31 protein-coding genes are annotated in these 26,531 nt (G+C 54.3%); 7 read left to right on the top strand and 24 right to left on the bottom strand.

All coding sequences use genetic code 11. The features are described from left to right. Positions 1–54: 54 nt before the first annotated feature. The 6 genes from ccsB to KNO58_RS08525 form a co-directional block, all read right to left on the bottom strand. Positions 55–1,239 (bottom strand): c-type cytochrome biogenesis protein CcsB, encoded by a 1,185-nt coding sequence (gene ccsB, locus KNO58_RS08500; RefSeq protein WP_214753079.1) that lies wholly within the window; start codon positions 1,237–1,239, stop codon positions 55–57. Next, the gene (gene resB / locus KNO58_RS08505) at positions 1,239–2,786 is read right to left on the bottom strand and encodes a cytochrome c biogenesis protein ResB (protein ID WP_251026159.1); all 1,548 of its coding nucleotides are present in this window, start codon (positions 2,784–2,786) and stop codon (positions 1,239–1,241) included. The genes ccsB and resB overlap by 1 nt, the downstream gene beginning before the upstream one ends. Positions 2,787–2,805: 19 nt before the next feature. After that, complete coding sequence (locus KNO58_RS08510) at positions 2,806–3,387, bottom strand: redoxin domain-containing protein (protein ID WP_214753082.1); 582 nt, start codon at positions 3,385–3,387, stop codon at positions 2,806–2,808. 135 nt (positions 3,388–3,522) lie between these two features. Further along, on the bottom strand, positions 3,523–4,281 hold the full coding sequence (locus KNO58_RS08515) for a pseudouridine synthase (RefSeq protein WP_021067626.1): 759 nt from the start codon (positions 4,279–4,281) through the stop codon (positions 3,523–3,525). Continuing rightward, positions 4,282–4,875 (bottom strand): SMC-Scp complex subunit ScpB, encoded by a 594-nt coding sequence (gene scpB / locus KNO58_RS08520; protein ID WP_214753084.1) that lies wholly within the window; start codon positions 4,873–4,875, stop codon positions 4,282–4,284. It lies immediately after the preceding gene. After that, a complete protein-coding gene (locus KNO58_RS08525) occupies positions 4,853–5,620 on the bottom strand; it encodes a segregation and condensation protein A (RefSeq protein WP_214753086.1) in 768 nt (255 codons plus the stop codon). The genes scpB and KNO58_RS08525 overlap by 23 nt, the downstream gene beginning before the upstream one ends. A 78-nt stretch (positions 5,621–5,698) precedes the next feature. Between KNO58_RS08525 and KNO58_RS08530 the strand changes: the two genes are divergently transcribed. Next, positions 5,699–6,169, top strand: coding sequence for a DUF309 domain-containing protein (locus KNO58_RS08530; RefSeq protein ID WP_214753088.1), 471 nt, complete (start codon positions 5,699–5,701; stop codon positions 6,167–6,169). 11 nt (positions 6,170–6,180) lie between these two features. Here the strand turns inward: KNO58_RS08530 and KNO58_RS08535 are convergent, their stop codons facing one another. The 6 genes from KNO58_RS08535 to xerD all read right to left on the bottom strand — a co-directional run bounded on the left by KNO58_RS08535 (position 6,181) and on the right by xerD (position 11,409). Further along, positions 6,181–6,537, bottom strand: a complete 357-nt coding sequence (locus KNO58_RS08535; protein ID WP_214720417.1) for a GCN5 family acetyltransferase — start codon at positions 6,535–6,537, stop codon at positions 6,181–6,183. Between the two features lie 89 nt (positions 6,538–6,626). Next, entirely contained in the window at positions 6,627–7,067 is a 441-nt protein-coding gene (locus KNO58_RS08540) for a peptidylprolyl isomerase (protein WP_214753090.1), read from the bottom strand. 114 nt (positions 7,068–7,181) lie between these two features. Further along, complete coding sequence (locus KNO58_RS08545; RefSeq protein WP_214753092.1) at positions 7,182–8,483, bottom strand: pyrimidine-nucleoside phosphorylase; 1,302 nt, start codon at positions 8,481–8,483, stop codon at positions 7,182–7,184. A gap of 28 nt (positions 8,484–8,511) precedes the next feature. Next, positions 8,512–9,321, bottom strand: coding sequence for a purine-nucleoside phosphorylase (locus KNO58_RS08550; RefSeq protein WP_214753095.1), 810 nt, complete (start codon positions 9,319–9,321; stop codon positions 8,512–8,514). 13 nt (positions 9,322–9,334) lie between these two features. Next, complete coding sequence (gene deoB / locus KNO58_RS08555; RefSeq protein WP_214753097.1) at positions 9,335–10,501, bottom strand: phosphopentomutase; 1,167 nt, start codon at positions 10,499–10,501, stop codon at positions 9,335–9,337. A gap of 23 nt (positions 10,502–10,524) precedes the next feature. Further along, positions 10,525–11,409: a site-specific tyrosine recombinase XerD gene (gene xerD / locus KNO58_RS08560; protein WP_021067635.1), complete on the bottom strand. Its 885-nt coding sequence runs from the start codon at positions 11,407–11,409 to the stop codon at positions 10,525–10,527. Positions 11,410–11,633: 224 nt separating this feature from the next. Between xerD and KNO58_RS08565 the strand changes: the two genes are divergently transcribed. Genes KNO58_RS08565 through KNO58_RS08580 form a run of 4 tightly spaced genes read left to right on the top strand, consistent with a single transcriptional unit; the run spans position 11,634 to position 15,057 of the window. Further along, on the top strand, positions 11,634–12,638 hold the full coding sequence (locus tag KNO58_RS08565) for an ROK family transcriptional regulator (protein WP_214753099.1): 1,005 nt from the start codon (positions 11,634–11,636) through the stop codon (positions 12,636–12,638). Positions 12,639–12,649: 11 nt separating this feature from the next. Next, entirely contained in the window at positions 12,650–13,831 is a 1,182-nt protein-coding gene (locus KNO58_RS08570) for an MFS transporter (protein WP_214753101.1), read from the top strand. Next, complete coding sequence (locus KNO58_RS08575; protein ID WP_214753103.1) at positions 13,828–14,208, top strand: VOC family protein; 381 nt, start codon at positions 13,828–13,830, stop codon at positions 14,206–14,208. The genes KNO58_RS08570 and KNO58_RS08575 overlap by 4 nt, the downstream gene beginning before the upstream one ends. A gap of 12 nt (positions 14,209–14,220) precedes the next feature. Further along, complete coding sequence (locus tag KNO58_RS08580; protein WP_376778143.1) at positions 14,221–15,057, top strand: Cof-type HAD-IIB family hydrolase; 837 nt, start codon at positions 14,221–14,223, stop codon at positions 15,055–15,057. Between the two features lie 46 nt (positions 15,058–15,103). Here KNO58_RS08580 and fur read toward each other — a convergent pair whose 3' ends face one another. Next, the gene (gene fur / locus KNO58_RS08585) at positions 15,104–15,583 is read right to left on the bottom strand and encodes a ferric iron uptake transcriptional regulator (RefSeq protein WP_016509373.1); all 480 of its coding nucleotides are present in this window, start codon (positions 15,581–15,583) and stop codon (positions 15,104–15,106) included. 112 nt (positions 15,584–15,695) lie between these two features. Then, positions 15,696–16,226 carry an NUDIX domain-containing protein gene (locus KNO58_RS08590; protein ID WP_214753108.1) on the bottom strand — a complete coding sequence of 177 codons (531 nt, stop codon included), beginning with the start codon at positions 16,224–16,226 and terminating at the stop codon, positions 15,696–15,698. Between the two features lie 76 nt (positions 16,227–16,302). Here KNO58_RS08590 and KNO58_RS08595 point away from each other — a divergent pair, with 76 nt between their 5' ends. Then, the gene (locus tag KNO58_RS08595) at positions 16,303–17,133 is read left to right on the top strand and encodes an aldo/keto reductase (RefSeq protein ID WP_214753109.1); all 831 of its coding nucleotides are present in this window, start codon (positions 16,303–16,305) and stop codon (positions 17,131–17,133) included. Between the two features lie 3 nt (positions 17,134–17,136). Here KNO58_RS08595 and KNO58_RS08600 read toward each other — a convergent pair whose 3' ends face one another. Beyond that, a complete protein-coding gene (locus tag KNO58_RS08600) occupies positions 17,137–17,676 on the bottom strand; it encodes a PadR family transcriptional regulator (protein WP_021067642.1) in 540 nt (179 codons plus the stop codon). 127 nt (positions 17,677–17,803) lie between these two features. Here KNO58_RS08600 and KNO58_RS08605 point away from each other — a divergent pair, with 127 nt between their 5' ends. Then, positions 17,804–18,118: a thioredoxin family protein gene (locus tag KNO58_RS08605; protein WP_029595313.1), complete on the top strand. Its 315-nt coding sequence runs from the start codon at positions 17,804–17,806 to the stop codon at positions 18,116–18,118. Positions 18,119–18,158: 40 nt separating this feature from the next. Here the strand turns inward: KNO58_RS08605 and KNO58_RS08610 are convergent, their stop codons facing one another. From KNO58_RS08610 to KNO58_RS08650, 9 genes are all read right to left on the bottom strand, one after another. Beyond that, a complete protein-coding gene (locus KNO58_RS08610; protein WP_214753111.1) occupies positions 18,159–19,088 on the bottom strand; it encodes an NAD(P)/FAD-dependent oxidoreductase in 930 nt (309 codons plus the stop codon). Next, positions 19,085–19,666 (bottom strand): CDP-alcohol phosphatidyltransferase family protein, encoded by a 582-nt coding sequence (locus tag KNO58_RS08615; protein ID WP_214753113.1) that lies wholly within the window; start codon positions 19,664–19,666, stop codon positions 19,085–19,087. The genes KNO58_RS08610 and KNO58_RS08615 overlap by 4 nt, the downstream gene beginning before the upstream one ends. Then, positions 19,666–20,553, bottom strand: a complete 888-nt coding sequence (locus KNO58_RS08620) for an ABC transporter ATP-binding protein (RefSeq protein WP_214753115.1) — start codon at positions 20,551–20,553, stop codon at positions 19,666–19,668. The genes KNO58_RS08615 and KNO58_RS08620 overlap by 1 nt, the downstream gene beginning before the upstream one ends. Next, complete coding sequence (locus KNO58_RS08625; RefSeq protein ID WP_214753117.1) at positions 20,550–21,251, bottom strand: ABC transporter permease subunit; 702 nt, start codon at positions 21,249–21,251, stop codon at positions 20,550–20,552. The genes KNO58_RS08620 and KNO58_RS08625 overlap by 4 nt, the downstream gene beginning before the upstream one ends. Next, positions 21,248–22,021: an ABC transporter permease family protein gene (locus KNO58_RS08630; RefSeq protein WP_214753119.1), complete on the bottom strand. Its 774-nt coding sequence runs from the start codon at positions 22,019–22,021 to the stop codon at positions 21,248–21,250. The genes KNO58_RS08625 and KNO58_RS08630 overlap by 4 nt, the downstream gene beginning before the upstream one ends. Beyond that, positions 22,008–23,177: an ABC transporter substrate-binding protein gene (locus KNO58_RS08635; protein ID WP_214753121.1), complete on the bottom strand. Its 1,170-nt coding sequence runs from the start codon at positions 23,175–23,177 to the stop codon at positions 22,008–22,010. The genes KNO58_RS08630 and KNO58_RS08635 overlap by 14 nt, the downstream gene beginning before the upstream one ends. A 34-nt stretch (positions 23,178–23,211) precedes the next feature. Beyond that, positions 23,212–23,958, bottom strand: coding sequence for an SDR family NAD(P)-dependent oxidoreductase (locus tag KNO58_RS08640; protein WP_214753124.1), 747 nt, complete (start codon positions 23,956–23,958; stop codon positions 23,212–23,214). After that, positions 23,955–24,932, bottom strand: a complete 978-nt coding sequence (locus tag KNO58_RS08645) for an MBL fold metallo-hydrolase (protein ID WP_214753126.1) — start codon at positions 24,930–24,932, stop codon at positions 23,955–23,957. Before KNO58_RS08645 ends, KNO58_RS08640 begins: the two co-directional genes overlap by 4 nt. Before the next feature lie 101 nt (positions 24,933–25,033). Further along, positions 25,034–26,470: an NADP-dependent glyceraldehyde-3-phosphate dehydrogenase gene (locus tag KNO58_RS08650; RefSeq protein WP_214753490.1), complete on the bottom strand. Its 1,437-nt coding sequence runs from the start codon at positions 26,468–26,470 to the stop codon at positions 25,034–25,036. Positions 26,471–26,531 lie beyond the last annotated feature (61 nt).

Genomic DNA, 26,531 nt, shown 5'->3' on the forward strand with positions numbered 1-26,531 from the left:
AACGGTCAGTTGATAGCGCCATGAAAAAAGAAGCCACCGAAGTGACTTCTTTGTTTACGCATACGAATGCAAACCGGCGATGACAAGGTTGACGAAGACGAGGTTGAACATGATGACGGCGAATCCACCGACACATAGCCAAGCCGCTTTCGTTCCTGTCCAGCCACGCTGGATGCGCATATGCAAGTAATAGATATAAATGAGCATCGTGATGAGTGCCCACACTTCTTTCGGGTCCCAGCCCCAGAAACGGTTCCAGGCGATTTGGGCCCAAATCATCGCGAAGATGAGGCCGCCAAGGATGAACACCGGCAAGCCGATGGCAATCGACCGGTAACTGATTTCGTCAGCGAGGTCGAGGTCGACCTTCTTCGCGAGCGGCTGTAACGCCTCAGCGACGCGCTTGCGCAAGATGACGAAACGGAGCAACACGTAAATCACGACGCCGGCGATAACCGACCAAATGAGTGTGTTCAATTTCAACGTATTGATGAACGTCGGCAACTCGAGTGACAAGCCGCTGGCACCAGAGACGAGCTGCGCCCCTTCCGGTACGAACAGCATCGGCATGAAGTACTCATACGACTCTTGCGTCCCGCGGTCGTTCGTGAACTCGACGACGCCACCGGCGCCAATCGCCTTGAAGAGCATCGAGACGAGAATAAAGCCGAGCGTACACATGAGCACGAACATCGTAACTTCGAGCCACGTCCGTGATTTCGACTGCTCGCGCATCGACGTCTCGTTCAGCAAGAAGATGAGACCGGACGCAAAACTGATGGCCAGAATCCCTTGCCCGAGCGCTGCGGTCGTGACGTGAATCTTCAACCAGACGCTGTTCAAGGCCGGGATGAGCGGTGCCACTTCACTCGAGAACATCGAGGCGAACGCGATGACGAGCAACGCCACCGGCATGGCGAACAACCCGAGCACATCATTTTTATAAATCCCGTACACGACGAGGAAGCCGAGCACCATCATCATTCCGAAGAACGTCGTGTATTCGTATAGGTTCGATACCGGCGCATAGCCGACCCCGACCCACCGTAAAATAAAGTATCCCATTTGGGCGATAAAGCCGATGACCGCCAGTATGAACGCATATTTGCCGTAGGCGATGCGGTTGACGTTACGGTCTTTGCGCATCCCGCTGACCGCGATCGTGAACAACACGGTCGCGACAGCGTACAGGATGAACGCGATGAAGAGCAAACGACTGCTCCACTGAATCCACTCCATTATGATTCCCCTCTTTCATTGGTTGAGTTGTCGTCTGTCTTTTTTTCGAACCGTGCCTGATCTTCCCAGATCGGCAGGCCATGTTTCTCTAGGAGCGGTGTGATTTCGCGGTTGAGCGAAGATGGGTTCTTATTCGTGAAACCGGCGATGAGCACGTCCGTCTCGCCTTGACGGCGAATCCAGATGCGGCGATGCGGCCAATACATGCCCATCACGATTCCGACCATGAAGATGATGCCACCGACAATCAACACCGGGTACGTCGAGTCACTCTTGACGCGCAGACCGCTCGTGCTCGCCATCTCCGTTCCGGCGAATTGGACCGCATAGCGGTTCTCTTCGTCAGCGACGTTCAAGCGGATTCCAATCAAGTTCGATTCGGTCGTGCCGTCCGGCGTGTCAATCGCCATGAAGAAGGCCGGGTTGAGCGCCCGTGGCGATTTCGTGTTCGGCTGGCCGTCCTTGACCTCAAAGTCCGGATACAAGTCGTTCAGGTTGACTGTGACGTCACCGAGGTCGTACGTCGTCTCCGGATTTGTCAAATCGACCGTGAACGGTCCGTACACGTCGCCTGTCTCTTTATCGGCGACGTTGAAGGACATCGACAAGAACTCCGGTCGACTCGAATACTGTTCTTGATACACTTCATATTTTTCAAATTTGAACGGATGGTTCACTTTCGTCGAACCGGTATCGACTTCCTCGAGTTGCGGCGATCCGTCCTCGTTCGTTCCGGTCTTCTTGAACAGTGTCAATTCCGTCTCATAGTTTTTTGGGACTGCGCCCGCTTTCTCGATTGCCTCAGCAAACTTCGCATCTTCGGCGTTGTTTTCCGGATCATACATCTCTAAGATGAATTGGTCGTTGCGTAGATAATACTCATCGTCCGTCGCCTCGAGCGGAACCGTATCGCCTTCGCGCACCCATTCGAGCGTGTCCGTATGGAATGCCGGGAAGACGCGCAGCATCGCGCCGATAAAGAAAATGACGAGTCCGATGTGGTTGACGTACGGGCCCCAACGACCGAAGCGGAATTTCTCGGCGAGCAGGGCATCCCCGTCACGCTTCACTTGATAGCGCTTCGCTTTTAAGGCGTCACCAAACGCATCGATTTGTTCGTCCGAACCTTTGCCTTCTCCAATCAGACGTTGCCCGCGCATGAAGCGGTCAGTACGTCGGACCGGCTGGTTTTTCAACGCTTTATAGAGCGGGAAGAACCGATCAATCGATACGACGATGAGCGATAACGTCAGCATGACGATCAACGTGATGTACCACCACGATGTATAGAGGTTATGGAATCCTAACGTGTAATAAATCGTTCCCGGTGTCCCGTACTCGTCCGTGTAATACTGGCTCGCCGGCAGCTGTTGCGGAATGTACATCTCTTGCGGAAAAATCGTTCCGACCGCCGATCCGACGATGATGAGCCCGATCAGCCATAGACCGACCTTGACCGATGCGAAAAAGCTCCACACCCGGTCAATCCATGACCGTGGACGACGCTTCGATCGTAAATCGGCGCCGTCGTATTTCATATCTAGCATATGTGCGCCCCCCGTTCGCTTACAATGACTTCTCGGCCAACTCCATCAATTTCTCTTTCGTGAGTTCACCTTCGTACTTTTCAATCACTTTACCGTCGGCGTCGATGACGAACGTGACCGGCAAGTTATAAATCCCGTACGCCTTCTCGACTTCGCTGCGCGTATCCATCAAAATCGGATAGTCGAGCTTGACGCCGAGGTCGTTCACGAAGTTATCGACCCGGAGCGGTGTCTCACCGACATTGACCGCCCAAAAATCGACGCCCATATTCTGAAGGGTCGCATAATTGTCCTGGACGACGGGCATCTCTTTCTCACACGGTTCACAGAACGTGCCCCAGAAGTTCAAAAGTAGTCCTTTGCCGTCGTATGTCTCACGCTCGACCATCGTCGTCCCGTCCAGACTGACAAGCTTGAAGTTCGGCGCATCGTCACCAGCCTCGACCCGTCCGTCGTTACCGGCTTGTTCAATCAATTGCATGATGACGACCGCTCCTGCGAACAGGACCATCGTCATAATCATGAGCCGCCAAAATGACCGTTTTTTCTTATGGGCCATCGCCTGGTTCATGCGATCACCCGACTTTGTTTCTTTTGTCATGAGTTCACACCATCCTTCAGTTGTTATTGTACTGAAAAAACACTAAAAACGCACATTAACAGACTTTTTTCATCTTTTTGTCACACAATCTCCACAAACTAAAAAATCATCCTATATCAGGACGATTTTTAGTTGTTATTTTTTCTTTTTCTTGCCTCGTTGTACGGGTGGTACGGTCGGGTTGGCAAGTTCACGCAGCTTTGATACTTCTTTGCGTGACAGTTCACGCCATTCGCCGGTCGTGAGACCGTCGAGTGTCAAGAAACCGAACTGCTCGCGCTTCAGTTTGATGACTTCCGAACCGACCGCTTCGAGCATGCGACGGATTTGACGATTATGGCCTTCCGAGATGACGATTTCAAGAATGGCCGAGTTTTTCTTATGGTCGACCGTCTTCATCTTCACTTGGGCGCTACCCGTCTTATAACCGTCATCGAGCTCGACGCCCGACTCGAGTTGTTTCATCGCGATATACGAAGGAATGTTCTTCACTTTCGCCACATAGCGTTTCGGGATTTTGAACTTCGGATGGGTCATCATGTTCGAGAACTCTCCGTCGTTCGTCAAGATGATGAGTCCCGTCGTGTTATAGTCGAGACGTCCGACCGGGAAGACACGCGATCCAGGCGGGACGAGGTCAGTGATGACTTTCCGACCTTTATCGTCTTCGACCGTCGAGACGTAACCGCTCGGCTTGTAGAGGACATAATAGACATGCTCTTCTTGTTCGATTTTCACACCGTCGACTTCGACTTCAGACTTCGGTCCGACTTTCGTCCCGAGTTCGCGCACGACTTTCCCGTTGACGCGGACCCGTCCATCTAAAATCATTTCTTCGGCTTTGCGCCGTGAGGCGACACCTGCTTGGGCAATCACTTTTTGTAAACGTTCCATTTATTCATTCTCCAATCTATCTTGCATAATCGCAGACGGCTGGCCGAAGAACAAATCGCCTTCGTCCGAGAGCTCGTCTTCAAACGTTAATGGGGGCAATTCATCAAGTGAATTAAACCCGAAATGGTCCAGGAAATGCTCGGTCGTCCGGTACAACTTGGCCCGTCCAATCGTCTTGGCCCGGCCCGCCGACTCGATCAATCCTTTTGATAACAGCGTATGGATGACGCGTTCGACTTTGACGCCCCGAACTTCTTCGATATCGGCCCGGGTGACCGGTTGCTTATACGCGATGATGACGAGCGTCTCCATCGCGGCCCGAGACAACGCTTGTTCGGCCATCGTGCCGACGTATCGCTGAATATACTCGGAAACCTCGGGGACCGTCACAAGCTTGTATACGCCCGCCGACTCGATCAATTGGAACGGACGACCGGAGTCTTTAAACGATCCTTCTAGTTTACTCAACTGTTCGCGGGCGGCGGCTTCAGAAATGTCAAGTGTATCCGCGAGGGCACGCACTTCCATCCCTTCTTCACCGACGACGAACAGTAGACTCTCAATAATCGTTTCATAAGACAACAACGGCTTCATTCCTTTCCTTTGACGATTCGACGAACGAGATTTGAATGTCCCGGTCTTCTTGTTTGGTCGTGACGACACGCAACTTGATCAGCTCGAGCAACGCCATGAACGTGACGACGAGATCGGAGACGTCAGGCCGCTCTTCGAAAAACGAAAAGAACGACGTCTTCCCTTCTGCCGAGACGTGCTCGTGCAACCGCATCATCTGCTCCTCAAGCGTCCGTTCTTCGCGTTTGATCGTCTTCTTGCGGCGTTCTTTCCACCGCTTGCGTTCGACCATTTTCGAATAGGCGTGCAACAAGTCCGAGAAGTTGAGCGGTCCGTCGTACGGTTGGACGAGGTCAGACATATAGCGCGTCAAATCTTCGCCCGGACGGCTATACAGTTCGAGCCGAGACTCTTCTTGCTCGCGCATGAACACGACCGCTTCTTTATAGGCCTTATATTCAATCAACTGTCGAATCAACCCTTCGCGGGTCGGTTCTTCGCCGAAGTCAGGAATATCATCCTCTTCGACCGGTACGGGTGGCAACAGTTGCTTGCTCTTCAACTGGAGCAACGTCGCCGCCATGACCAAATATTCACTGGCCACATCGAGCTCAAATTTTTGCATCGTCCGGATAAAGGCGACATACTGGTCCGTGACCTCGGAGACAGAGATGTCCGCGATGTCGAGCTCCATCTTACCGATCAAGTGGAGCAACAAGTCGAGCGGACCTTCGAACGTATCGATTTTGACGTTGTACGCTTCCATAGAGACACCTGCCATTTACATTTTTGCGCTTTAGTATAACATGTTTTGTAGTACCGTGACCACGAAAGGAGAAAATTGATGTCAACGCCTTTAATCCAGTATACGCTCTTGTTTGAATGCCATGCCGATTATTTCGAATGCCACGAAGTGCTCGAGGAAGCATGGCAAGACGGAGGCCGTCAAGATTTAGGTTACGCCGCCCTGATTCAGTACGCCGTCGCCCATTACCATGCCCGACGCGGCAATTCGGCCGGGGCGAAAAAGAGCATCGCGGCGTTGCAGCAAAAGCTTGGATTGGCCGCGACCGAGCTCGAGGGACACGGCATCGACGTGGACGCGTTCGCCAAGGACCTGGGTCGTTGGCCGCTTCCCAAGACGCTCCCGCTCGACAACCCGACGCGGCAACGAATCGAGCGCTTGAAACCCACTTTCGAACCGACGACGCTCACGTTTGACGAGCTCGTCCATAAACATATGTATCGAGACCGGACACCGGTCGTCAACGAGCGGCTCCGGGCGCTCGAGGCACGCAAAAAAGCTAGGCGCTGAGCCTAGCTTTTTTAGATTGCGACTTGATTCCATTTATCGAGCAAGTCCCCGGTCTTGCCTCGACCGACGAGCGTCAAGTCGAGCGGCAATAAGTTACGGGTCTCATCGAGCAGTTCGTAAGAACGCTTCTCGCCGCGGAACGACGGAGACAGCGCGATATGATGGATGATCATCGTCGTCTCTTGTTGCTCCATCCCGATAATCCCGACGAAGTCTTCCCCGACTCTCCAGAGATAAAGGAATTTGGCAGGATCATCTTCATAGGACCGAACGAGGTCGAGCAAGGCGAGTGGGGACTTGTCGCTACATGAGAACGCAAGCAGTCCCATCGCCGTCTTTTCGTACGATTGTTTATATTTCACCAGCATCGCTGGTTTCACCACCTTTAGTCATTCATGTTTCACTAAGTGAACACGTGAGAGACATGGCTCATTGTGCCATAACGTTCAGGCAGAAATCAATTCTCGTCCCAAACTTTGACTTCGGCCATCTTCGTGCCTTGACGAAGTTTGACCGCGTGCTCGAGGCCAGACGTCACTTTTCCGAAGACCGTGTGAACGCCATCAAGGTGTGGCTGTGGCTCGTGGACGATAAAGAACTGTGACGAGCCCGTGTTGCGACCTGCGTGCGCCATCGAGAGCGAACCGGCTTCATGCTTGTACGGGAATGACGTCGACGTCTCACATGGAATCGTGTAGCCTGCGCCACCCATGCCTGTACCTTCTGGACAGCCGCCTTGGCTGACGAAGCCTGGGATGACCCGGTGGAATGTCAAACCGTTATAGAAGCCGCTGTTCGCGAGCTTCTCGAAGTTTTCAACCGTGATCGGTGCCGCATCGTGGAACAAATCGAATTCGATCATTTCACCGTTCTCTAATTGCATTGATCCTTTTTTCATATCAAGTTACCCCTTTATGGTCATATAGTCTTTCTCACTCACACATTGCCCATTCTATCAAAAAAAACCGTCTGTCTCCACTATTTTGTGGAAACAGACGTTCTGACTTGCTACTTACTGGATGACGGCATGGACGAGCGGACGTGCCTTCGGCTCTGTCGCACCGATCGTATACGCGTGGTCCATCCGCTCGAGCGCAGAAGTCATATCTTCTTTATTCGAACGGAGCACGGCAATCACGTCACCGGCCTCGACCTTGTCGCCGACTTTCTTCTCGAGGGTGATCCCAGCCGCGAAGTCGAGCTGATCATCTTTCGTCGCCCGACCTGCGCCGAGGAGCATCGCTGCCACGCCGACTTCGTCGGCGATGATCGACTCGACGTAACCCGCTTGTTTCGCGACGAACGTCGTCTCATATTTTGCTTGTGGAAGTTTCGACAAGTCATCGACGAGTGATGCGTCGCCACCTTGTGCGGCGACGAACTGACGGAACACCTCGAGGGCATGACCGTCTGCCATACGCTTCTCAAGGTCAGCATACGCCTCGTCGAACGTCGGATAGAATTCGCCGAGTACCGCCATATGGCCGGCAATCGTAAGGGCGATCGTCTTCAAATCGTTCACGTCTTTGCCCGAGAGGACTTCGATCGCTTCTTTCACTTCGTTCGCGTTCCCAATCTCGAAACCGAGCGGTTGGTCCATGTCCGTGATGACGGCGACCGTTTGACGGCCGACGTTCTTCCCGATGGCAACCATCTCTTCAGCGAGCGCTTTCGCGTCATCGAACGACTTCATGAATGCCCCTGAGCCCGTCTTGACGTCGAGGACGATACTGTCGGCACCGGCCGCGATTTTCTTCGACATAATCGAGCTCGCGATGAGTGGGATCGAATCGACCGTCGCCGTCACGTCACGAAGTGCATACAGACGTTTATCGGCAGGCGTCAAGTTGCCCGTCTGCCCGATGATTGACATTTTGATATCGTTTACTTGCTTCGTGAACTGTTCTTCCGTCAACTCGACGTTGAAGCCTGGGAACGATTCAAGCTTATCGATTGTCCCGCCCGTGTGGCCGAGACCGCGACCGCTCATCTTCGCGACCGGAATCCCGATTGACGCGACGAGCGGAGCGACGATCAAGCTGATTTTGTCACCGACACCGCCGGTTGAGTGTTTATCGACTTTTTTACCTTGGATGTTTGACAAATCGATGACGTCACCAGACTTGACCATCTCCATCGTCAAGGCCGCCGTCTCTTTCTCGGTCATGCCGTTAAAGTAAATCGCCATCGAGAGGGCCGACATCTGATAGTCAGGGATCGTCTCGTTCGTGAAGCCTTCGATGATGAAGCGAATCTCCTCTTCATTCAATTCGCCACCGTTACGTTTTTTCAAAATCAAATCGACCATGCGCATAAGTTTCGTCCTCCTAGTTAGATAGTGGTTACATGCTTTGAATCGTGCCGCGTACGAGTGAAAGGAAGTCTTGACGGACGCGTTCTGTCGTCTCGATGACTTCTTCATGGTTGAGCGGTTGATCTAAAATCCCGGCTGCCATGTTCGACACACACGAGATGCCGAGCACACGCATATCCGAATGACGGGCCACGATGACTTCAGGTACTGTCGACATACCGACGACGTCGCCACCGAGAAGGCGTGCCATCTTCACTTCGGCAGGTGTCTCGTATGTCGGACCTGTGTTTCCGAAATAGACGCCTTTTTGAATCGTAAGACCGAGCTTCGCCGCGACACCTTCCGTCAATGTGACGAGCTCTTTATCGTACGCTTCTGACATATCCGGGAAACGTGTCCCGAAGTCGCTCGCGTTCTTGCCAATGAGCGGGCTCGTGCCGAAGAAGTTGATGTGATCCGTGATGATCATCAAATCGCCCGGGTTGAACGACTCGTTGCAAGCGCCGGCCGCGTTCGTGACGATGAGCGTCTCGACACCAATCAATTTGAGGACGCGTACCGGGAACGTGACTTGTTCCATCGAGTAACCCTCATAAAAATGGAATCGTCCTTGCATCGCGACGACGCGTTTTCCTTCGAGGTCACCGAAAACGAGTTGTCCTGCGTGTCCTTCGACGGTCGATACCGGGAAGTGCGGGATGTCCTCGTAAGGGATTTTGACCGCGTTCTCAATCTCGTCAGCGAGGACGCCGAGTCCTGAGCCGAGAATGAGTCCGATTTCTGGTGTTCCGTTCATGCGTTCTTGTAAAAATGCCTTTGTTTCGTTCCAATTTACCATGAGTAGTGCCTCCTCAAATTTCGTTTAAGAAACTCTTTCCGTGTGCTGGTGCATCGACATCGAAGTTATCCGCGACCGTGGCGCCGATGTCGGCGAACGTTCCTCGAATCCCGAGGTCGACTGCCGTCGCGCCGTGATGATGGACGATGAGCGGCACGTATTCACGCGTGTGGTCCGTACCTGGTGCCGTCGGGTCGTTGCCGTGGTCGGCCGTGATGATGAGCAAGTCGTCTTCACGCAACTTCTCCATCACTTCCGGTAGACGGGCGTCGTACTCTTCAAGCGCAATCGCATAGCCTTCCGGGTCACGGCGGTGACCGAAGAGCGCGTCGAAGTCGACGAGGTTCAAGAAGCAGAGTCCTTCGAAGTCTTCATCGAGCGATGCGACAAGCTTGTCCATCCCGTCCATGTTCGACTTCGTCCGAATCGCTTTCGTGACGCCTTCACCGTCGTAAATATCGCTGATTTTCCCGAGGGCGATGACGTCTTTCCCGGCTGTCTCGAGCGTGTTCATGACCGTCTTGCCGAACGGTTTGAGCGCATAGTCGTGGCGGTTCGACGTACGGACCCAAGCGCCAGGCGTTCCGAGGAACGGACGGGCGATGATGCGACCGAGCATGTACGGGTCTTCGCGCGTGATTTCACGAGCGTATTCACAGATGCGATACAATTCGTCGAGTGGGACGACTTCTTCGTGCGCCGCGATTTGAAGCACCGAGTCAGCCGACGTGTAGACGATTAAGGCGCCCGTGTTGACATGTTCTTCGCCGAGCTCATCCAAAATCTCTGTGCCTGATGCCGGCTTGTTGCCGATGATGTCACGTCCGCTGAACTCTTTGAGACGATTGATCAAGTCATCCGGGAACTCCTCGAAGACGCGGAACGGTGTATCGATATGAAGGCCCATGATCTCCCAATGGCCGGTCATCGTGTCTTTTCCGGCTGAAATCTCTTCCATACGTCCATAGGCGCTAGGCGTCTCAGACGGTTCGATACCTTCGATCGGTTTAATGTTCGCCAAGCCGAGACGGCCCATCTGCGGCATATTCAAGCCTCCGTGTTCACGGGCGATATGTCCGAGCGTGTCCGAACCGACGTCACCGAACTGATCGGCATCCGGGGACTCCCCGATTCCGACCGAGTCCATGACGACCAAGAAAATACGTTTAAATTTCTTCACAAAAAGTTCCTCCTTTGGTGTCGTTACGCACGCGGGTGATGTTTTCGATAGACATCATGAAGTCGTGCCTTATTGACATGTGTGTAAATTTGAGTCGTGGAGAGGTCTGCATGCCCGAGCATCTGTTGAATGGCCCGAAGGTCGGCGCCGTTCTCGAGCAAGTGTGTCGCGAACGAATGCCGGAGCACGTGTGGCGTGATCTCTTTTTGAATGCCAGCCTCTTTGGCCCGTCGTTTAATCATCTTCCAGAATCCTTGACGACTGAGCCGGCCGCCACGTCCGTTCAAGAACAACGCCTCGGTCTCCCGACCACCGAGCCCGTTACGCGCCTGTTGGATATAGCGCTCGACAAAACTCTGGGCGACAGATGACACCGGGATGATCCGGGCACTCTCGCCTTTGCCTTCACACTGTAGATACCCCAATTCGAACTGTAAATCATCCAAATCGAGCCCAAGAAGTTCACTGACGCGCATACCCGTGCCATAGAGCAGTTCGAGCATGGCCCGATCGCGGAGTGCGAGCGGGTCTGACGTCGGAACGCTGTCAAGCAACCGCTCGACTTCGTCCTGCGACCACGTGTCCGGCAGATGACGTTCTGCTTTCGGCGTCTCTAAATAGAGCGCCGGGTCAGTCGTGGCGCCACCGGTCATCTTTAAATGATGATGGAACGTCCGAATCGAACTGACGGCTCGCCGCAATGATGAGGCGGCCCGACCGGCTTGCGATAACTCTTCCATATGTTTGACGATATGTGCCCGCGTGACCTCATTCCATTCGGTCACCCCGAGTTGGGTCAACGTCGATAAGTACTGGGTCAAATCGCTCGCATAGGCTTGTCTCGTGTTCGTCGACATTCGTTTTTCTACCGTCATGTACTGCAAAAATGACTCGACTTGCGAACGCATGACATCCCCCTCCTTTCTCGTTACACCTGAATACGCTTACATCATATCACTTATGTAAACCGTTGTGAAGACGTCTGACCTCATTTTTTTAAAAGCTTTTTTGTGACAGATTTTGGTGAGGTTTTTACGCTTTCCTTCCGATTGGGGCTTACGAATCCCGGCAGGATTTGGTACACTCAAGTCGACTTATTAAACCAATTTAAAAAGTTAGGAAGGAGTCGGTTATGGAGCATACCACTACAGATTTAACGATTGCCGTGCGGCGTCAGCTCGTTCTATCCAATCTTTCGACCGTCGCCTCCATCTCGGAGGCGACCCGGCTCAGCTTTCCGACTGTCAAGAAACAGTTAGAGCAGTTGATACAAGCCGGTGAAGTGTTCGAACATGGATTCGAGGATTCACGCGGCGGACGCCCTGCCAAACGTTACGTCTATAATGAGCAGTTCACGCACGGATTGACGCTATACGTCGAGAAGACGGTCATCCGCTATCGTCTCATCGATTGCACCGGTAAGACGATTGACGACGGGACGCAACTGATTTTAGACGCGGACCACCTTGGTGCACTCGGTGCGGTGCTCGATCGACAGTTGGACCAGACCTCCGACGTGAGTGCAATCTCCCTCGGTGTCGCAGCGGCCGTCGCGGACGGGACAATCATCTTAGCTCCGGAATATCCGACGTTCGCACACCTCGACTTGAAACGTTGGGTCGAGTCTCGCACCGATCGCCCCGCTGTCATCGAGAACGATATGAATGCGGCCGTCTATGGGTATGGACACACGCACGAACTCAGCGGCGACCAGTCAATCGTCTACATCTATTTAGGAAAGAACGGACCCGGTGCCGGGATTCTCATCAACGGACAGCTCATCCGCGGAAAGACCGGGTTCAGCGGGGAAATCTCGTTTCTACCGCTCTATGACGACTCGACGTTTCTTGACCGGATAACGAGCGAGCGGTCGGCCCCGACCCCGGCCCCATTGTCGGACGCCGCACTCGATGCGCTCGGTCGGCTTGTCGCGACCTTCACCGCGACGCTCAATCCGCACGCCATCATTTTTTCGGACGTCGATCTCGTCGATGCCGAGTTGGAGGGGATTCGGCACGCCTGCCAGCGTCACATTCCGGCGGCCCATACCCCCGATTTATTGATTGGCATATGGGAAGAAGATTATTTCGCAGGCTTGGCTCGACGTTGCGTCGGGTTGATCCTTGAATCAATTTGAAGAGGTGAATTATGACAGGATTTTTATTATTGACCGTGATTTACATTGCCTTTATCAGTCTTGGCCTGCCCGACGCCTTGCTCGGTGTCAGTTGGCCATTGATGCACGTCGAGTTCAACGCCCCGATCTCGATGGCCGGGTGGATTTTTATGACCATTGCCGCCGGTACGATTTTATCGAGTCTGCTTAGCGGTAGATTGCTCGAACGGTTCGATACGAAGCAGGTCACGTTCGGTTCCGGACTTGTGACGGCATTGTGCCTGCTCGGCTTTTATGCGGCCCCGTCCTTGATTTGGCTGTTCGTCCTATCGATTCCACTCGGACTTGGTGCCGGGGCGGTCGATGCCGCGCTCAACCATTACGTCGCAGAAAACTATAAGGCGCACCATATGAACTGGCTCCATTGTTTCTGGGGCGTCGGAGCGACGGGCGGACCGCTCGTCATGGCCGGCGTCTTGACGGAGAGCGGGTGGCGTGACGGCTATTTGATTGTCGCGTTGATTCAGTTTGCGCTCGCCTTCCTCCTGCTCCTGTCGTTCCCGCTCTGGAAGCGCGAAATCAAAACGGAGCCCTCCACGCTCGAACGACAAGAGACGGCCGTGACCGGGCTCGAACGAAAGATGCCAAAAGGCCTCTCGTATGCGCTGGCCACGTTCCTGCTCTATTGTGGGATTGAAGCGCTCATCGGCCTGTGGGCGAGCAGTTACCTCGTCCAGATGAAACAGTTCTCTGTCGCGACGGCTGCGATGTGGGTGTCAATCTATTACGGCAGCATCACGCTCGGTCGCTTCCTGAGCGGGTTCCTCTCGTTCCGCTTCACGAATCGACAGATGATTCGGCTCGGGCAAACCCTTGCTTTAATCGGTAGCCTCGTGTTTCTCATTCCGGCGACCGGAGCGATGTTGGTCGGATTGATTTGTATCGGGCTAGGCTTGGCCCCGATTTACCCGAGCATGCTCCATGAGACGCCGCAACGCTTTGGTGCGGAGCGGGCAAAACGGTTGATGGGCTTCCAGATGGCGTTCGCCTACACGGGCAGCACGTTCCTGCCCCCGCTATTCGGACTCATCGTGTCTCAGACGTCGCTCGGCTTATTTCCGCTCGTGACCGTCTTGATAATGCTCGGGATGCTCTTGAACACGGAACGCTTAAACGTCATCTTGCACCAACCATCTGAGGAGGAACTTACATGAAAATCGAACATGTCGCCCTATGGGTGAACGACCTTGAACCGATGCGCCACTTCTACGAGACGTACCTTGGGGCAACTGCGAACGACAAGTATACGAACGAACAAAAACAGTTCGAATCCTATTTTCTGACGTTCCCTGATTCGACATGTCGGCTCGAGTTGATGCGACGCCCTGACGTCCAAGGCACACCACGCGAAACGATCGGCTACGCGCATATCGCGTTCGCGCTCGGTAGCAAAGAGGCGGTCGATGTATTGACGCGACGACTCGAAGCCGACGGGTATCCGCTCATCGACGGACCGCGGACGACGGGAGACGGTTATTACGAGAGCGTCCTGCTCGACCCCGAACAAAACAAACTCGAATTGACAATCTAAGGAGATGAGTTGATGATTCAGGCGATTTTACTCGACCTTGACGGAACGCTGTTGACCGACCAAAAGATGATTTCACCGCGCACGAAACAGATATTGCTCGACCTTCAGGCGGAAGGCAAAAAAGTCGTACTCGCCTCCGGCCGGCCGAAACGAGGCATCGAACCGTTCGCAGAAGAACTAAGGCTACATGAGTACGGTGGACTCATCGTCTCCTCGAACGGGGCGTGCGTCACGGATGTGGCGACTAATGAAACATTGTTCGAACAGGCGATTCATCCGAACGACGCACGTGCCATCTTGGATCATTTGACCGGCTTCGACGTCATCCCGATGATTAATGACGAGACGTATATGTACGTCAATGACGTCTTCAACGGCATGCTCGAGTTGAACGGTGAGCCGTTCAATATCATCGAGTATGAGTCGCGCGGCGGTCGGTTCCGATTACGGGAAGCACCTCGTCTCGCCGATGTTATCGACTTCCCTGTCTATAAGATTCTCGTCGCGGGACAACCTGACTATCTGCAGGCGCATGCGACCTCGCTCGCCGGACCGTTCACGGATCGCGTCACCGGCATGTTCACGGCCGCCATGTACTATGAGTTCACAGACCTCGGCATCGACAAGGCCCGGGCGCTCGACCAGGTGTTCCAAAACCTCAATATTAACCGCGACCGTGTCATCGCGTTCGGTGACGGGCATAACGACCGGTCGATCATCGAGTATGCCGGCATCGGCATCGCCATGGGCAACGCCGTCGAAGACATTATGGCCATCGCCACGGAAGTGACGACATCGAACAATGAAGACGGGATTGCCACCGTCTTGTCCCGTTACTTGACGACGTGATGATATACAAAAGACAGGCAGCCTTTGGGAGGCTGCCTGTCTTGGTTTATCCGTTGATGACTGCTTTATGACCCTCGAGCGTGACGCCTTTAGCTTGGCAGACTTTACAGATGCCGTGAAACGTCAAACGATGGTCTTTGATTAAAAATTCATATTTGCTTTCGACTTTCTTCTCGACGTCGACGAGCAGGTCTTCCATGATTTCTTCGACCGAACCGCACTCGACACAGACGAGATGATGATGCGAATGGTTCGCGCCTTCCGGTCTGAGGTCGAAACGTGCGACGCCGTCACCGAAGTTGACTTTGTCGACGACACCGAGCTCCGTCAATAGCTCGAGCGTCCGATAGACGGTCGCGAGTCCGATTTCCGGTGCGATGCTTTTGACGAGCATGAACACGTTCTCCGCGCTCAAATGGTCCGTCTCATTCTCAAGTAGAATCCGGACAGTTGATTCTCGTTGCGGTGTCAATTTATATCCTTTGGCGCTCAATTGCTGTTTGATCCGTTCAATTCGCGTTTCCATAAGGCGCCCCCTCTTAGCATAATTCACTATTCAAAGCATACCGAAGTTCGTCCGGTTTTTCAAATTAAAATGATTCCTATGTAAGTGTAACATAACTCACTCTAGTTTAGAATCATTTCAATTTAGATAATTGCCACCATTGAATCGCCATAATCGTCTTCGCATCCGTGATGTGTCCACTCGCCAGCAACTTGATCGCCTCGTCGAACGTGAAGCGTTGGACTTGTAAAAACTCGTCCTCATCGAGGTTCATCGTACCGGCCGTCAAGCCATGAGCGACATAGACATCGACCCGCTCGCTACAAAAACCGGGCGCTCCGTAAAATGAGAAGATTTTTTCAAGCGACTCGGCCGTGTAGCCGGTCTCCTCTTCAAGTTCGCGCTTCGCGCTTGCGATCGGTTCCTCACCGACCTCCAATTTCCCGGCCGGAATCTCGAGCGACAACGATTCGAACGCTTTCCGGTACTGCTCGACGAGGACGATCCGGTCGTCTTCATCGACGACGAGGACGGCGACGGCCCCGTTATGATAAACGAGTTCACGGACCGAGGTCCCTCCGTTCGGTAGCGAGACGACGTGTTTCTCGACGTTAAAAATCTTTCCTTCGTAAATGACTTCCCGTTCAATCGTTTTCTCTTCCATTTGTATGTACCCCTCACTTTTCCTATATACTGTGATTATGATTCATATCGTCAGACGGAACAAGGAGGAATTATCAATGCCAGAGTTAGGGTTAGGAACGATGTCGATTTTAAAGTACGGGGAAGCAGAAGGTCGTCGGATTCTGGAGGCTGCCTACGACGCAGGGATTCGGCATTTCGATACGGCCGACGTCTACGATCACTTCGCGGTAGAACGTCTCGTCGGTTCGACGTTTGCTGGACGCCGGGACGAGCTATTCTTGACGAGCAAGGGCGGGAACGTATGGACCGAGGACGGGATGCGCTGGAATCCGAGCGCATCGTATTTGAAGCAGGCGCTCTCTGATTCGCTCGAACGGCTCCAGACCGACTATTTGGATGTATATTACGTCCATGGCGGCACGATCGAGGACGACCTCGATGAGACGATCGCCTTCATGCGCCGGCAAAAACAAGCCGGGGTCATCCGACAGATCGGACTTTCCTCGATTCGTCCAAACGTCATTCGCTATTGGCTCGAGCATGGGGAGCTTGACGTCTTGATGACACCCTACTCGTTGCTCGATCGTCGCGTCGAATCGCTCGACCTCGACATCCCGATTGTCGGGCGCGGACCGCTCGCCAAAGGACTATTGACCGCTGCGTGGTCCGAACGCTTGTCGGACAAAGGCTTCGAGGCATGGTCTGCTTCCGAGTTGCGCGACGTGTTGCCGACAATCCCGACGCCGATTCAAGCGTACGCCCTCGCCGCCGCGAAACGGACGTGTGCCGTCGTCCTTCCAGGCGCCTCTTCGGTCAAGCAATTGAACGACTTGATTACCGCTAATCAAGCCGACATCGATTCGGACAAACTTGATGAGCTGTTGGCACGGTTGCCGATTCACCCATACACAAAACATGCGACCTGAACGTCAGGTCGCATCGGTGTCACGTTGTTTCATTTGTTCGATGGCCCAATCGGCCCAACCGGCGTAGTTTTCCATCATCCGAATCGCATATTCGCTCGTCAATAAATAGCCGAGCGTATCGGCCTCGGACTGATGGGCCGCTTGAAACGCCCTGATTTGATGGGCGACTTGCTCATGATGCGCTTTCGTCTCTTCGACGTAGCGAATCGCCTCATCGAGCGGGAGCAACTGTAACAGGCTGACCCGGAGCAAGTTCTCGTCTTTCATCTTCGGTTGGTACGAGGTCGGTTGCCGCAGCCAGTCGATCAACTCTTGGCGTCCCGTGTCGGTAATCGAGTAAATCTTTTTGTCCGGTAGATCATGTTGGGCCACATGCTCAGAGGAGACGAGTGCTTCGTCTTCCATTTTTAACAGTTCACGGTAAATCTGTGTATGATGGGCGTGCCAAAAATGAATCATTTGCGCTTTGAACGTCGCGTTCAAGGCATAGCCGGTAGCGGGTTGATGGGTCAATAACCCGAGTAGTGCATGACGTAACGCCATAACCATCACCTATCCCTTGCGGTTCTATTTTTATTAGTGTATCACATATTGCGGCGCGACCGAGAATGCCAATCGGTTGACGCCCATTGCGATTACTTGGACAATATACGTGAAGGGAGAGATTATTATGAAACCGATTCAATCCGATCAGCAATTCCAAGAAGCCATTCAAGATAAAGGCATGGTCGTCTTCACGACGTCATGGTGCCCGGACTGCCGTCGTCTCGACATGTACGTCGACGAGCTCGTCAAAGACTATCCACAGTTCAACTGGTACGTCGTCGACCGCGACGAATTGCCGGAACTGTCGGACGCGCAAGAAGTACGGGGCATCCCCTCGCTTCTCTTCTATAAAGAAGGCGTCAAACAAGAGCATCTCCACTCAGCGAACGCCAAGACGGAGATGCAAATCCGCTCGTTCCTCGATACGTTGAACGACTAAACAAAAAGACGGCCGTCATGGCCGTCTTTTTTTCGTCCCTTCATGTAAATCGTTCGACGTAGCGCCGGTCGATGGTCCGTTTCAACCAATATGGAAACCGCCCGTGCCACGTCAACTTCCCGTACGTCAAGAGCGCTTGTCCCGGCGTCGTCAGTAAGATATTGAGCGATGTCCGTGATTTGAACGGTCGCGGTGTACCGAGCAATAGGCGGGCGACGTGCCGCCCCGAACGCACGGCATCAACGCCGCCGTTCAACCGAGCCGCCATATCACCGGTGACGAAGATGTCGCGATAGACCGGATGCCGCAAATCGTCCTCGGTCTCAATGAACGCCGCTTCTTCCGCCAGACCGGACGCCGACCACCAGTCGTCGGCAACGACACCGGTCGCATCCAAGACGAGTCCGTCCGCTTGTCCAGGTTGGAACGGGGCCAGGATGATTGTCACGCCGCTCCGGACGAGACGACGTGCCATGCGCTGAGCGACGTGCCGCGGGAGTTCAGGCAACAGGCGACGCGCATACAATGTCACGCGTCGCTTGTGACGGATGCATGCGAAGGCGAGCTCGACCCCGGCCTTGCCGCCACCGACAATCGTGACCGCCTCACAGTTGACGATGTCGTCCAAGACGTAGGACGTCATCGGTTTGATGCCTGTGCCAAGTCCACGGCTTTTGGCACCAGTCGCGAGCACGAGGACGTCATAGCCGACTTGTCCGCGTTCGGTCTCAACAATCCGGGCGTCCGGGTCGAGACCGATGAGGCGATGCGCGACCGGTGTCACATCAGGTCGCAACCGTGTCGTCGCCGATTCCATCTCCCCGGCAATCACTTGCGGGAACGCACCCGTGTAAATCGTTTCACGTCCCCCGATGTACTGGACGTCATACATTTCATGTAGCGCATCGAGCTGCTCGAGAATCTCGAGCTGTCCGTGACCGAGCCCAACGAGGACGAGACGGGGCTTCATCGTAAAATCCGCCGCGCTTCGAGCAACCGTTGCAAAATGGTCGCCACTTCAAGGACGAGGAACATCGTCGCGATGACGCCAATCCACGTCGGGAATAAAATCATGAGCGTGAACAAGATGAAGCATTCCGTCCGCTCCAAAATCCCCGGTTGGTAATAGAACGACTTTTCCGACCTGCGGGAGCTGCTCGCCCCGACGGCGAGGAATAACGTCATCGCCACGACGAACGAACCGAGCAACAGCAGAAAGATCGGCATGTGCTCCGGATGACGTAAGGCGAGCGCGATGACGACGGCAATCTCGACGATGCGATCGAACACGAGGTCGAGCACCGTCCCAAAGCCCGTCCTCTGTGAACGCCGCGCCATCGTCCCATCGAGGACATCGAACAGACCGGACACCCACAACAGCAACACGGCCGTCCATAGCATGTCGTTATAGATGAATAGGCCGACCGAAATGCCGATGATGCCCCCGAGGACGGTCACCTCATTCGGTGTAAACTTCCATTTCAAGAGCCGATCGGCCCCGCGCTCGATGACGGGACGAACGAACCGGCTACCGTATGTGTCTAACATCAAATTCCTCCTTGTCTCTTACGTAAATAATACGTCTCGCCGTCCCGGAACGATTCATCTCTCGGCAAGATGACATAGTCCCCCTGCCCGCGGCGATACTCGCCGAGACGATGCCCGAAACGCGTGAACGATCGGACGAGCTCGACCGTCTCTTCCGTCGGGGAGTCAGTCACCTCGATCTGAAGCGAGGGATACAGCCTGCCGTCCAGTACAATAAAGTCACCGAACGTCGATTCCGTCTCGGCTAACACTTGTGGGGTTCCGCTCGCGCGGACACGCCCCGCTTCGAGCAGCGTCACCCGATCAGCGACGAGCATCGCTTCCTCCCGGTCGTGCGTCACGAGCAGCGCCGTCAATCCAAGTTCACGGACGAGGTCGCGAATCAAGCGCTGCAACTCGTATTTGAGATTGGGATCGAGGTTTGTGAACGGTTCATCGAGCAGGATGAGCCGTGGCGAAGCCGCGAGTGCCCGGGCAAAGCTCACCCGTTGTTGTTCCCCGCCCGACAGCTCGTGAATCTCAGCGTCATAGCGACCTGCCAGTCGAACGCGGGAGAGCCACGTCTCTGCTTCTTGACGCGACCGATTCGGCGTGGCCAGCGTCACGTTCTCGCCGACCGTTAAGTGTGGGAACATGAGTGGGGATTGCGACAGCATCGTGATTCGGCGCAAGTGAGGCGGCACCCCGTCGAGCGGCGTCTCCTCCCACGTCACTGTACCGGAGTCGTGTGTCTGTAATCCTGCGATGATGCGGAGCAACGTCGACTTCCCGGACCCGCTCACGCCGACGAGAGCATGAATCTCGCCGTTCGGAATGTCTAAATCAATGCCGCGTAACACGTCGCGGTCTTTAAAGCGTTTTTGAACACCTGATAACACTAAACTCATTGCAACCGTCCTTTCGCCAATCTAATCCAGATGCCACACAGTCCTCCGAGTCCAACGTAGAGCAGGACCGGCACGAGGATGAGCACCCATGTATTCTGTAACGCCAGCGAGACGTCATTGCCTGCATAGAACTGATAAAGCCGCGTCGTGACTGTCGGGATGAGCCCCGCCCCCATCAATTGGACGAGCACGAATTGACTCAAGACGATGACCGTCGAGAACAAGACAATCGTCCGAATCGTCTCTTTCAAGAGCGGGAACAGCACGAAACCGAACCGGCTCCACGGGCCAAGCGTCAACGTCTGTTCAAGGAGCGGTCGACCGATTACGTACATGGCGTTATACGCCAACCGAATCGAATAAGGCAGCGTCGTGACGAGCAGGACGAGGCCAACTCCAATGTGTGTGCCGACAAGGCCGAGTGGCGCCAAAGCGATATACATACCGAACATACTGGCCAGGACCGGGATGAACAGCGGAAGGAACGTGAACCATTCGACTGCAGTTTTCCATCTCGACTCGGTGAACATGAGCCACCACGCCGTCCCGATGCCGAGCCAGACGTTGACCAGGCCGAGGATGATGACATAGAGGACCGTGTTGCCGAACGCCTCATCCCAACTGAACGCAGCCGGGAACGCCAAAAACAGCCCGATGAACGGGAACAGGATCAAACCCGCGACGATAAGCCGATTCATCGTCTCACCCCCCGTTCGATGCGCCGTCGTCGTTTAGCCGTCATGGTATAGGAGCCGATGACACCGATAAAAATGAACAGTGTCCAGATGAGAGCGACCGCATACGACTCGTACGCATTTAAAAACAGGCCGGTCGTCAATCGTTCGTAGGCGAGCACTCCGAGCAGTTCAGGGAACGTGACGCCTAACAAGGCCGGCACTTCATAGGCAAACGAAATGAACGCGACGAGTACCCAAAACGAATCAAGGAGCGGTTTGACGAGAAATGGCCATTCGGCCACTTTAAATTGTTCGAACGGCGTGAGTTGAAGCGTCTTCGCCATATCCACATAGCCTCGGTTCAATTGGGCATACGTCCCGATTACCATCAAAAACACGAACGGCACTTCTTTCCAAACGTACGTCAAGATGACGACGAGATGATGACGTTCGTTCGCCTCCACCAACCCGTAGAACGGAAAGCCACCCGAGAACAAGACATAAAATAAATACGCTGCTGCGACGTGCGGTACGAACATCGGCCATCTGAGCAGTGATGCGAGCCATGTCGATTGCCTCCGATACACCGATCGGGCGAGCCACGTGCCGATGACAAGTGAGAGGACCGTCGAGACGAGTGTCACATACAGCGTCACTGCGAGACTGGCGCGCCAGGCCGCATCGTTCAATTCAGACCAGTCGAAGCCGACAGTCTCGTAAATCAAGAAGGCGACCCCGGTGAACGGCAAAGCCAGGACGAACAAACTGAGCCATAGACTACTGCGCGACACGGTCCCACTCCTCGCGAATCGCGTCAATCACGCCCGGCCCATAGTCGGGAATCGATCGTTCGGCGAGACGTTCCGGATCAGGATAAGTGACACCGTCATCAAGTTTCAAGAAGGCGTCACGGTCGGACACATCGAGTTTCGACAAATCAAGCGATGTCCCGTCCCCCCAGTATGTCGCATCTTGTTTGGCGAGCTGGGCTTCCGGTGACAGTAACTCATTGATGACGACGAGCGCACCGTTCGGATTTTTGGCATTGAACGGTACGGCGAGGAAGTGCGTCGAGGCAATCGAATGATCGAGCACGAGCGCCCGTGTCCCTTTCGGAAACACGCCGTCGTTGCGTTCCGCCTCGGCACGCCGCTCATTAAAGCCCATCGTCATCCAAACGTCACCCGCGGCGTACAGCTGGTCAAGCTGGGCGAGCGACTTCGGATACGTCGTCCCTTGTTTCCATAGAGACGGCGACCACGTCGCGAGCTTCTTCCAGAAGTCATCTGGAATCTCACCTTCACCGGCCGCAGCGCCATACTCGGCGTAGAGCAAATGACGGATGAACGCGTTTCCTGTGAAGTCTGTCACTTCAGGATACGTGAAACGGCCCGGATTTTCTTCGGTCCAACGATGTAATTCGTCGAACGTCGTCGGTGGATTCTTTACTTTGTCCGTATCATAATGTAGCACGAACTGGACGTTGCCCCATGCAATCTCGAGCCCGTCTGTCGGTGTTCCCGCATCGGTCGCTTGCGCTTCCTCGTTCAACAGTGCGGCGTTCGGGATTTTGTCGAGCAGGTCGCCCTGCAACAAGTCCGCCTCGGCGGCGTTACGGAAATTGTCCCCATTGATCCACATCAGGTCGATGGTGCCTTCTTCTCGGTTCGCCCGCTTATCGAGCGACAATTGGCGCACAAATTCAGCCGTGTCCATCGGGACGCGGTTCAACTCCATGTCATACGTCTCTTTCAGACGGGGCGCGACATACTCATCGATATAGCGATTGATGCCATCATCGCCTCCCCACATATAAAAATTGACCGTCGACTGTTTTGCTTCTTCGGCCGCCTGTTCGAACGTCGGTGCGATTTCCGCTCGCGTCGTCCCGCAGGCAGCGAGGAAGATAAGTGACAGCATCAAGCCAAACTGTTTCAATAGGCGCATCATAGCTCCCCCTTTTTTCTCTGTGTTGACACATTTACTTTCTGTCAAATCCCCGTTTTGCGAGTCGTTCGAACATGACCGGGCACATTGCGTACAGTTTGGCGCCGAGTTCCATCCACCACGGGGCATTCACTTCACGTTTCGACGCCTCACACGCCGCGACGACGCGTTTCGCAAGGCGATCGGGATCGAGCATAATCGATTTCACACTCGCTTCATAACGACCACTCTTATCAGCCCGGAGAAAGAACGGTGTCGCGATCGGTCCCGGGTTGACGGTCAACACATGAATCCCAGCCGGCTTCAGTTCCAACCGGAGCGCGTTCGAGAACTGGAGCAGCGCCGCTTTCGATCCGGCATAGACAGCCGATTTCGGAGTCGGGACTTTCGCCGCTTGCGAGCAGACGTTAATGATCGTACTGCCACGGCGCATCGTTCGCGCACAATCACGCGCCAGCAACATCGGGGCGGTCGCGTTCAAGCGCATCGTCTCCTCGATGACGTCGGTCGTTTGATCGACGACCCGGTCGAACTCGCCGATTCCGGCATTGTTCACCCAGACGTCGATTGCTCCATATGTACGTTCGACTCGTTCCACGAGCGTTTCATAGTCGGTACAGACGTCGGCCACCATCCAATCGGCCGATAACGTTGCCCCTAGTTCGCGCAACCGCTCCTCGTTCCGAGCAATCAACGTCAACTTGGCACCCGACTCATAAAAAGAATGCGCCAGCGCGGCCCCAAAGCCGCTCGACGCACCCGTGATGACAATATGTCTCATTCTACAATTTCCTCCGCTCTCACATAAATCCATTTTCCGTCCGTCAGCTGTTTGACGACACGCCCACGTTCCTCGAGCAACGTCAAACGGGCGAACACTTCACTGAAGACGAGCGGCATCGCCCGTCGCATCTTGCGTCCATAGAGACGCATCGACCAATCGAAGACGCTCAAACCATCAACCCAGTCGTTAAGCAATAATTCACTCCGCTCATAACGCTGACTGATGCGGGCCTCAATCAACGGAAGCGGTTTGTGAATCGGTTCCCCGTGCCCGCTCACGACAAGTTTCAAGTCGACCGCTTGCAGTTTCCGTAGCGAATCGAGATAGAGGACGACCGGCGAGGCGAACCCTTCCTCTTCGTACGGCTGTTCAATGAGCGGGTTCGGTTCGACCGCATCGATCAAATGGTCGCCCGCAATTAACACGCCACCCGGACCGAGCAATCCGAGCTGGTCACTCGCATGCCCTGGCAGATGAATCGTCTTCCACGCCCCGTCGCTCGTCACATCCTGCCCGTCCTCGAACGTCATCGTCACGGTCGTCGGACCGATCCAACGCAACGCCTCCCGATAATCCGGCAGTTTGTTCACAATCGCCTCCGGTGTCCCGAACCAGTGCGCCAGGTCGTATAAAAACTGGTTGCCCCGCTTAATGAAGTTCGGTGTCTGTTCCAAATAGCGAACGAGTTTCTCATGTCCATAGACGGGAATCGAGGCATCACGCAGACGCCACGCCTGACCCGCATGGTCGGCATGATGGTGCGTCAAAAATAAAAAATCAATATCCGCGAGCGTCAGTTCGAGCTCGGCCAATTGCGTCGTCAATGACGTCCATGCTTCTTCCGTGTCCGGTCCGCAATCGACCATAAAGAATCGGTTCATATGTTCGACGACATAGACGTTCACGTTGCCGACCTCGAACGGCGTCGGTATATCGAGTCTTGCCAGTTGGCTTGAAATCCAGTTCGCCACGTCCCCACAACCCCTTCCACCTATCTTCACTCATTATACCTGTCGATAAGAATGGATTTCAATCACACAAAAAAAGGAGAGGATTTCTCCTCTCCGATGTCTTATAGGTTGATGACGGTGACTTTATCGCGTGTCATCGTCTCGAGGCTGCGTCCAATCCCTTGAACGCCGAGGCCTGACTGCTTCACGCCGATGAACGGGAAGTGGTCTGGCCCACGTTCCGTGCGACCGTTCACTTGGACCGTACCGACGTCGAGCTTGTCGGCGACCGTGAAGGCACTGTTCACGTTTTGCGTGAACACACTCGCTTGAAGACCGAACTCAGACTCGTTCGTGAGTTCAATCATCTCGTCGAGCGAGTTGACGCGAATGACCGGCAAGACCGGTCCGAACGGCTCTTCCCAAGCGACGCGCATATCTCGCGTGACATGATCGAGAAGCGTCGGGTGCAAGAGATTGCCGTCGCGCTCGTTTCCGTGGACGACCGTCGCTTGTTTGTTGACGGCATCGTCAATCAAGCCTTGGACGTAATCCGCCGACTTCTTGTCGATGAGTGGGACGATAAAGCTGTTATCGACCGGTGACCCGACCGTGAGTTTCTCAACACGCTCTTTCAACATGCCGACAAGTTCGTCTGCTTGGTGCTCGAGCACGAATACGCGCTTGATGGCCGTACAGCGTTGTCCTGAATACGAGAACGCGCCGCTGACAATCTGATCAGCCGCAAGCGTGAGGTCTGCGTCTTCGAGGACGAGCGCCGGATCTTTTCCACCAAGTTCGAGCACGACAGGTACCATCGATGCCTGTTGTGACAAGTGTTGCCCTGTTCCCGTACCGCCTGTGAATGTGATCATGTCGATTCCAGGATGTGACGTCAAGTAATCACCGATGACCGACCCGCGACCTGTGACGAGGTTCAAGAGCCCGCTCGGAAGACCAGCGTCTTGGAGCGCCTCGACCATCTTCACACCACTGATGGCACCTTGTGTCGCCGGTTTGAAGACGACCGCGTTACCCGTGATGAGCGCCGGTGCGATTTTGGCTGCTGCCAAGTTGACCGGGTAGTTGAACGGTGAAATCGCGAGGACGACACCGAGCGCTTCTTTCTTGATGATTGCCATCTTGTTCTTCGAGCCGCCAGGGAATGAGTCCCCTTGCATGAACCCACCCGTGAAGCGAAGACCTTCTTCAGCCGTATAACGGATGATTTCTGCTGTCCGAACGACTTCTTTTTTCGCGTCGCTCAAGTTCTTCCCGACTTCACGCATGATGATTTGACCAATCTCATCGACACGTTCTTCGAGTTTATCTGCCCAAGCGTACAACAGTTCGGCACGCTTGTTGACCGGAAGCGCCGCCCATTCCTGTTGTGCGCTTTTCGCGCCGTGAATCGCCTCGTCGACTTCGTCGCGAGACATCGCCTGGACGTGCCCGACGACTTCATCTGTATAAGGTGAAACGAGTTCGATTGTTTCGTTCGTTGTCGATTCCTGCCATTGTCCATTAATTAAATATGGATACGTGTTCATACTCATAATCTCTATCTGCCTCCTGAGTAAGCTTTGATATCTCGTTGCCACCCCCATTGTATGCAAATCA

The sequence above is a fragment of the Exiguobacterium sp. J17977 genome (assembly GCF_018616375.1).
Classification (GTDB): domain Bacteria; phylum Bacillota; class Bacilli; order Exiguobacteriales; family Exiguobacteriaceae; genus Exiguobacterium; species Exiguobacterium mexicanum.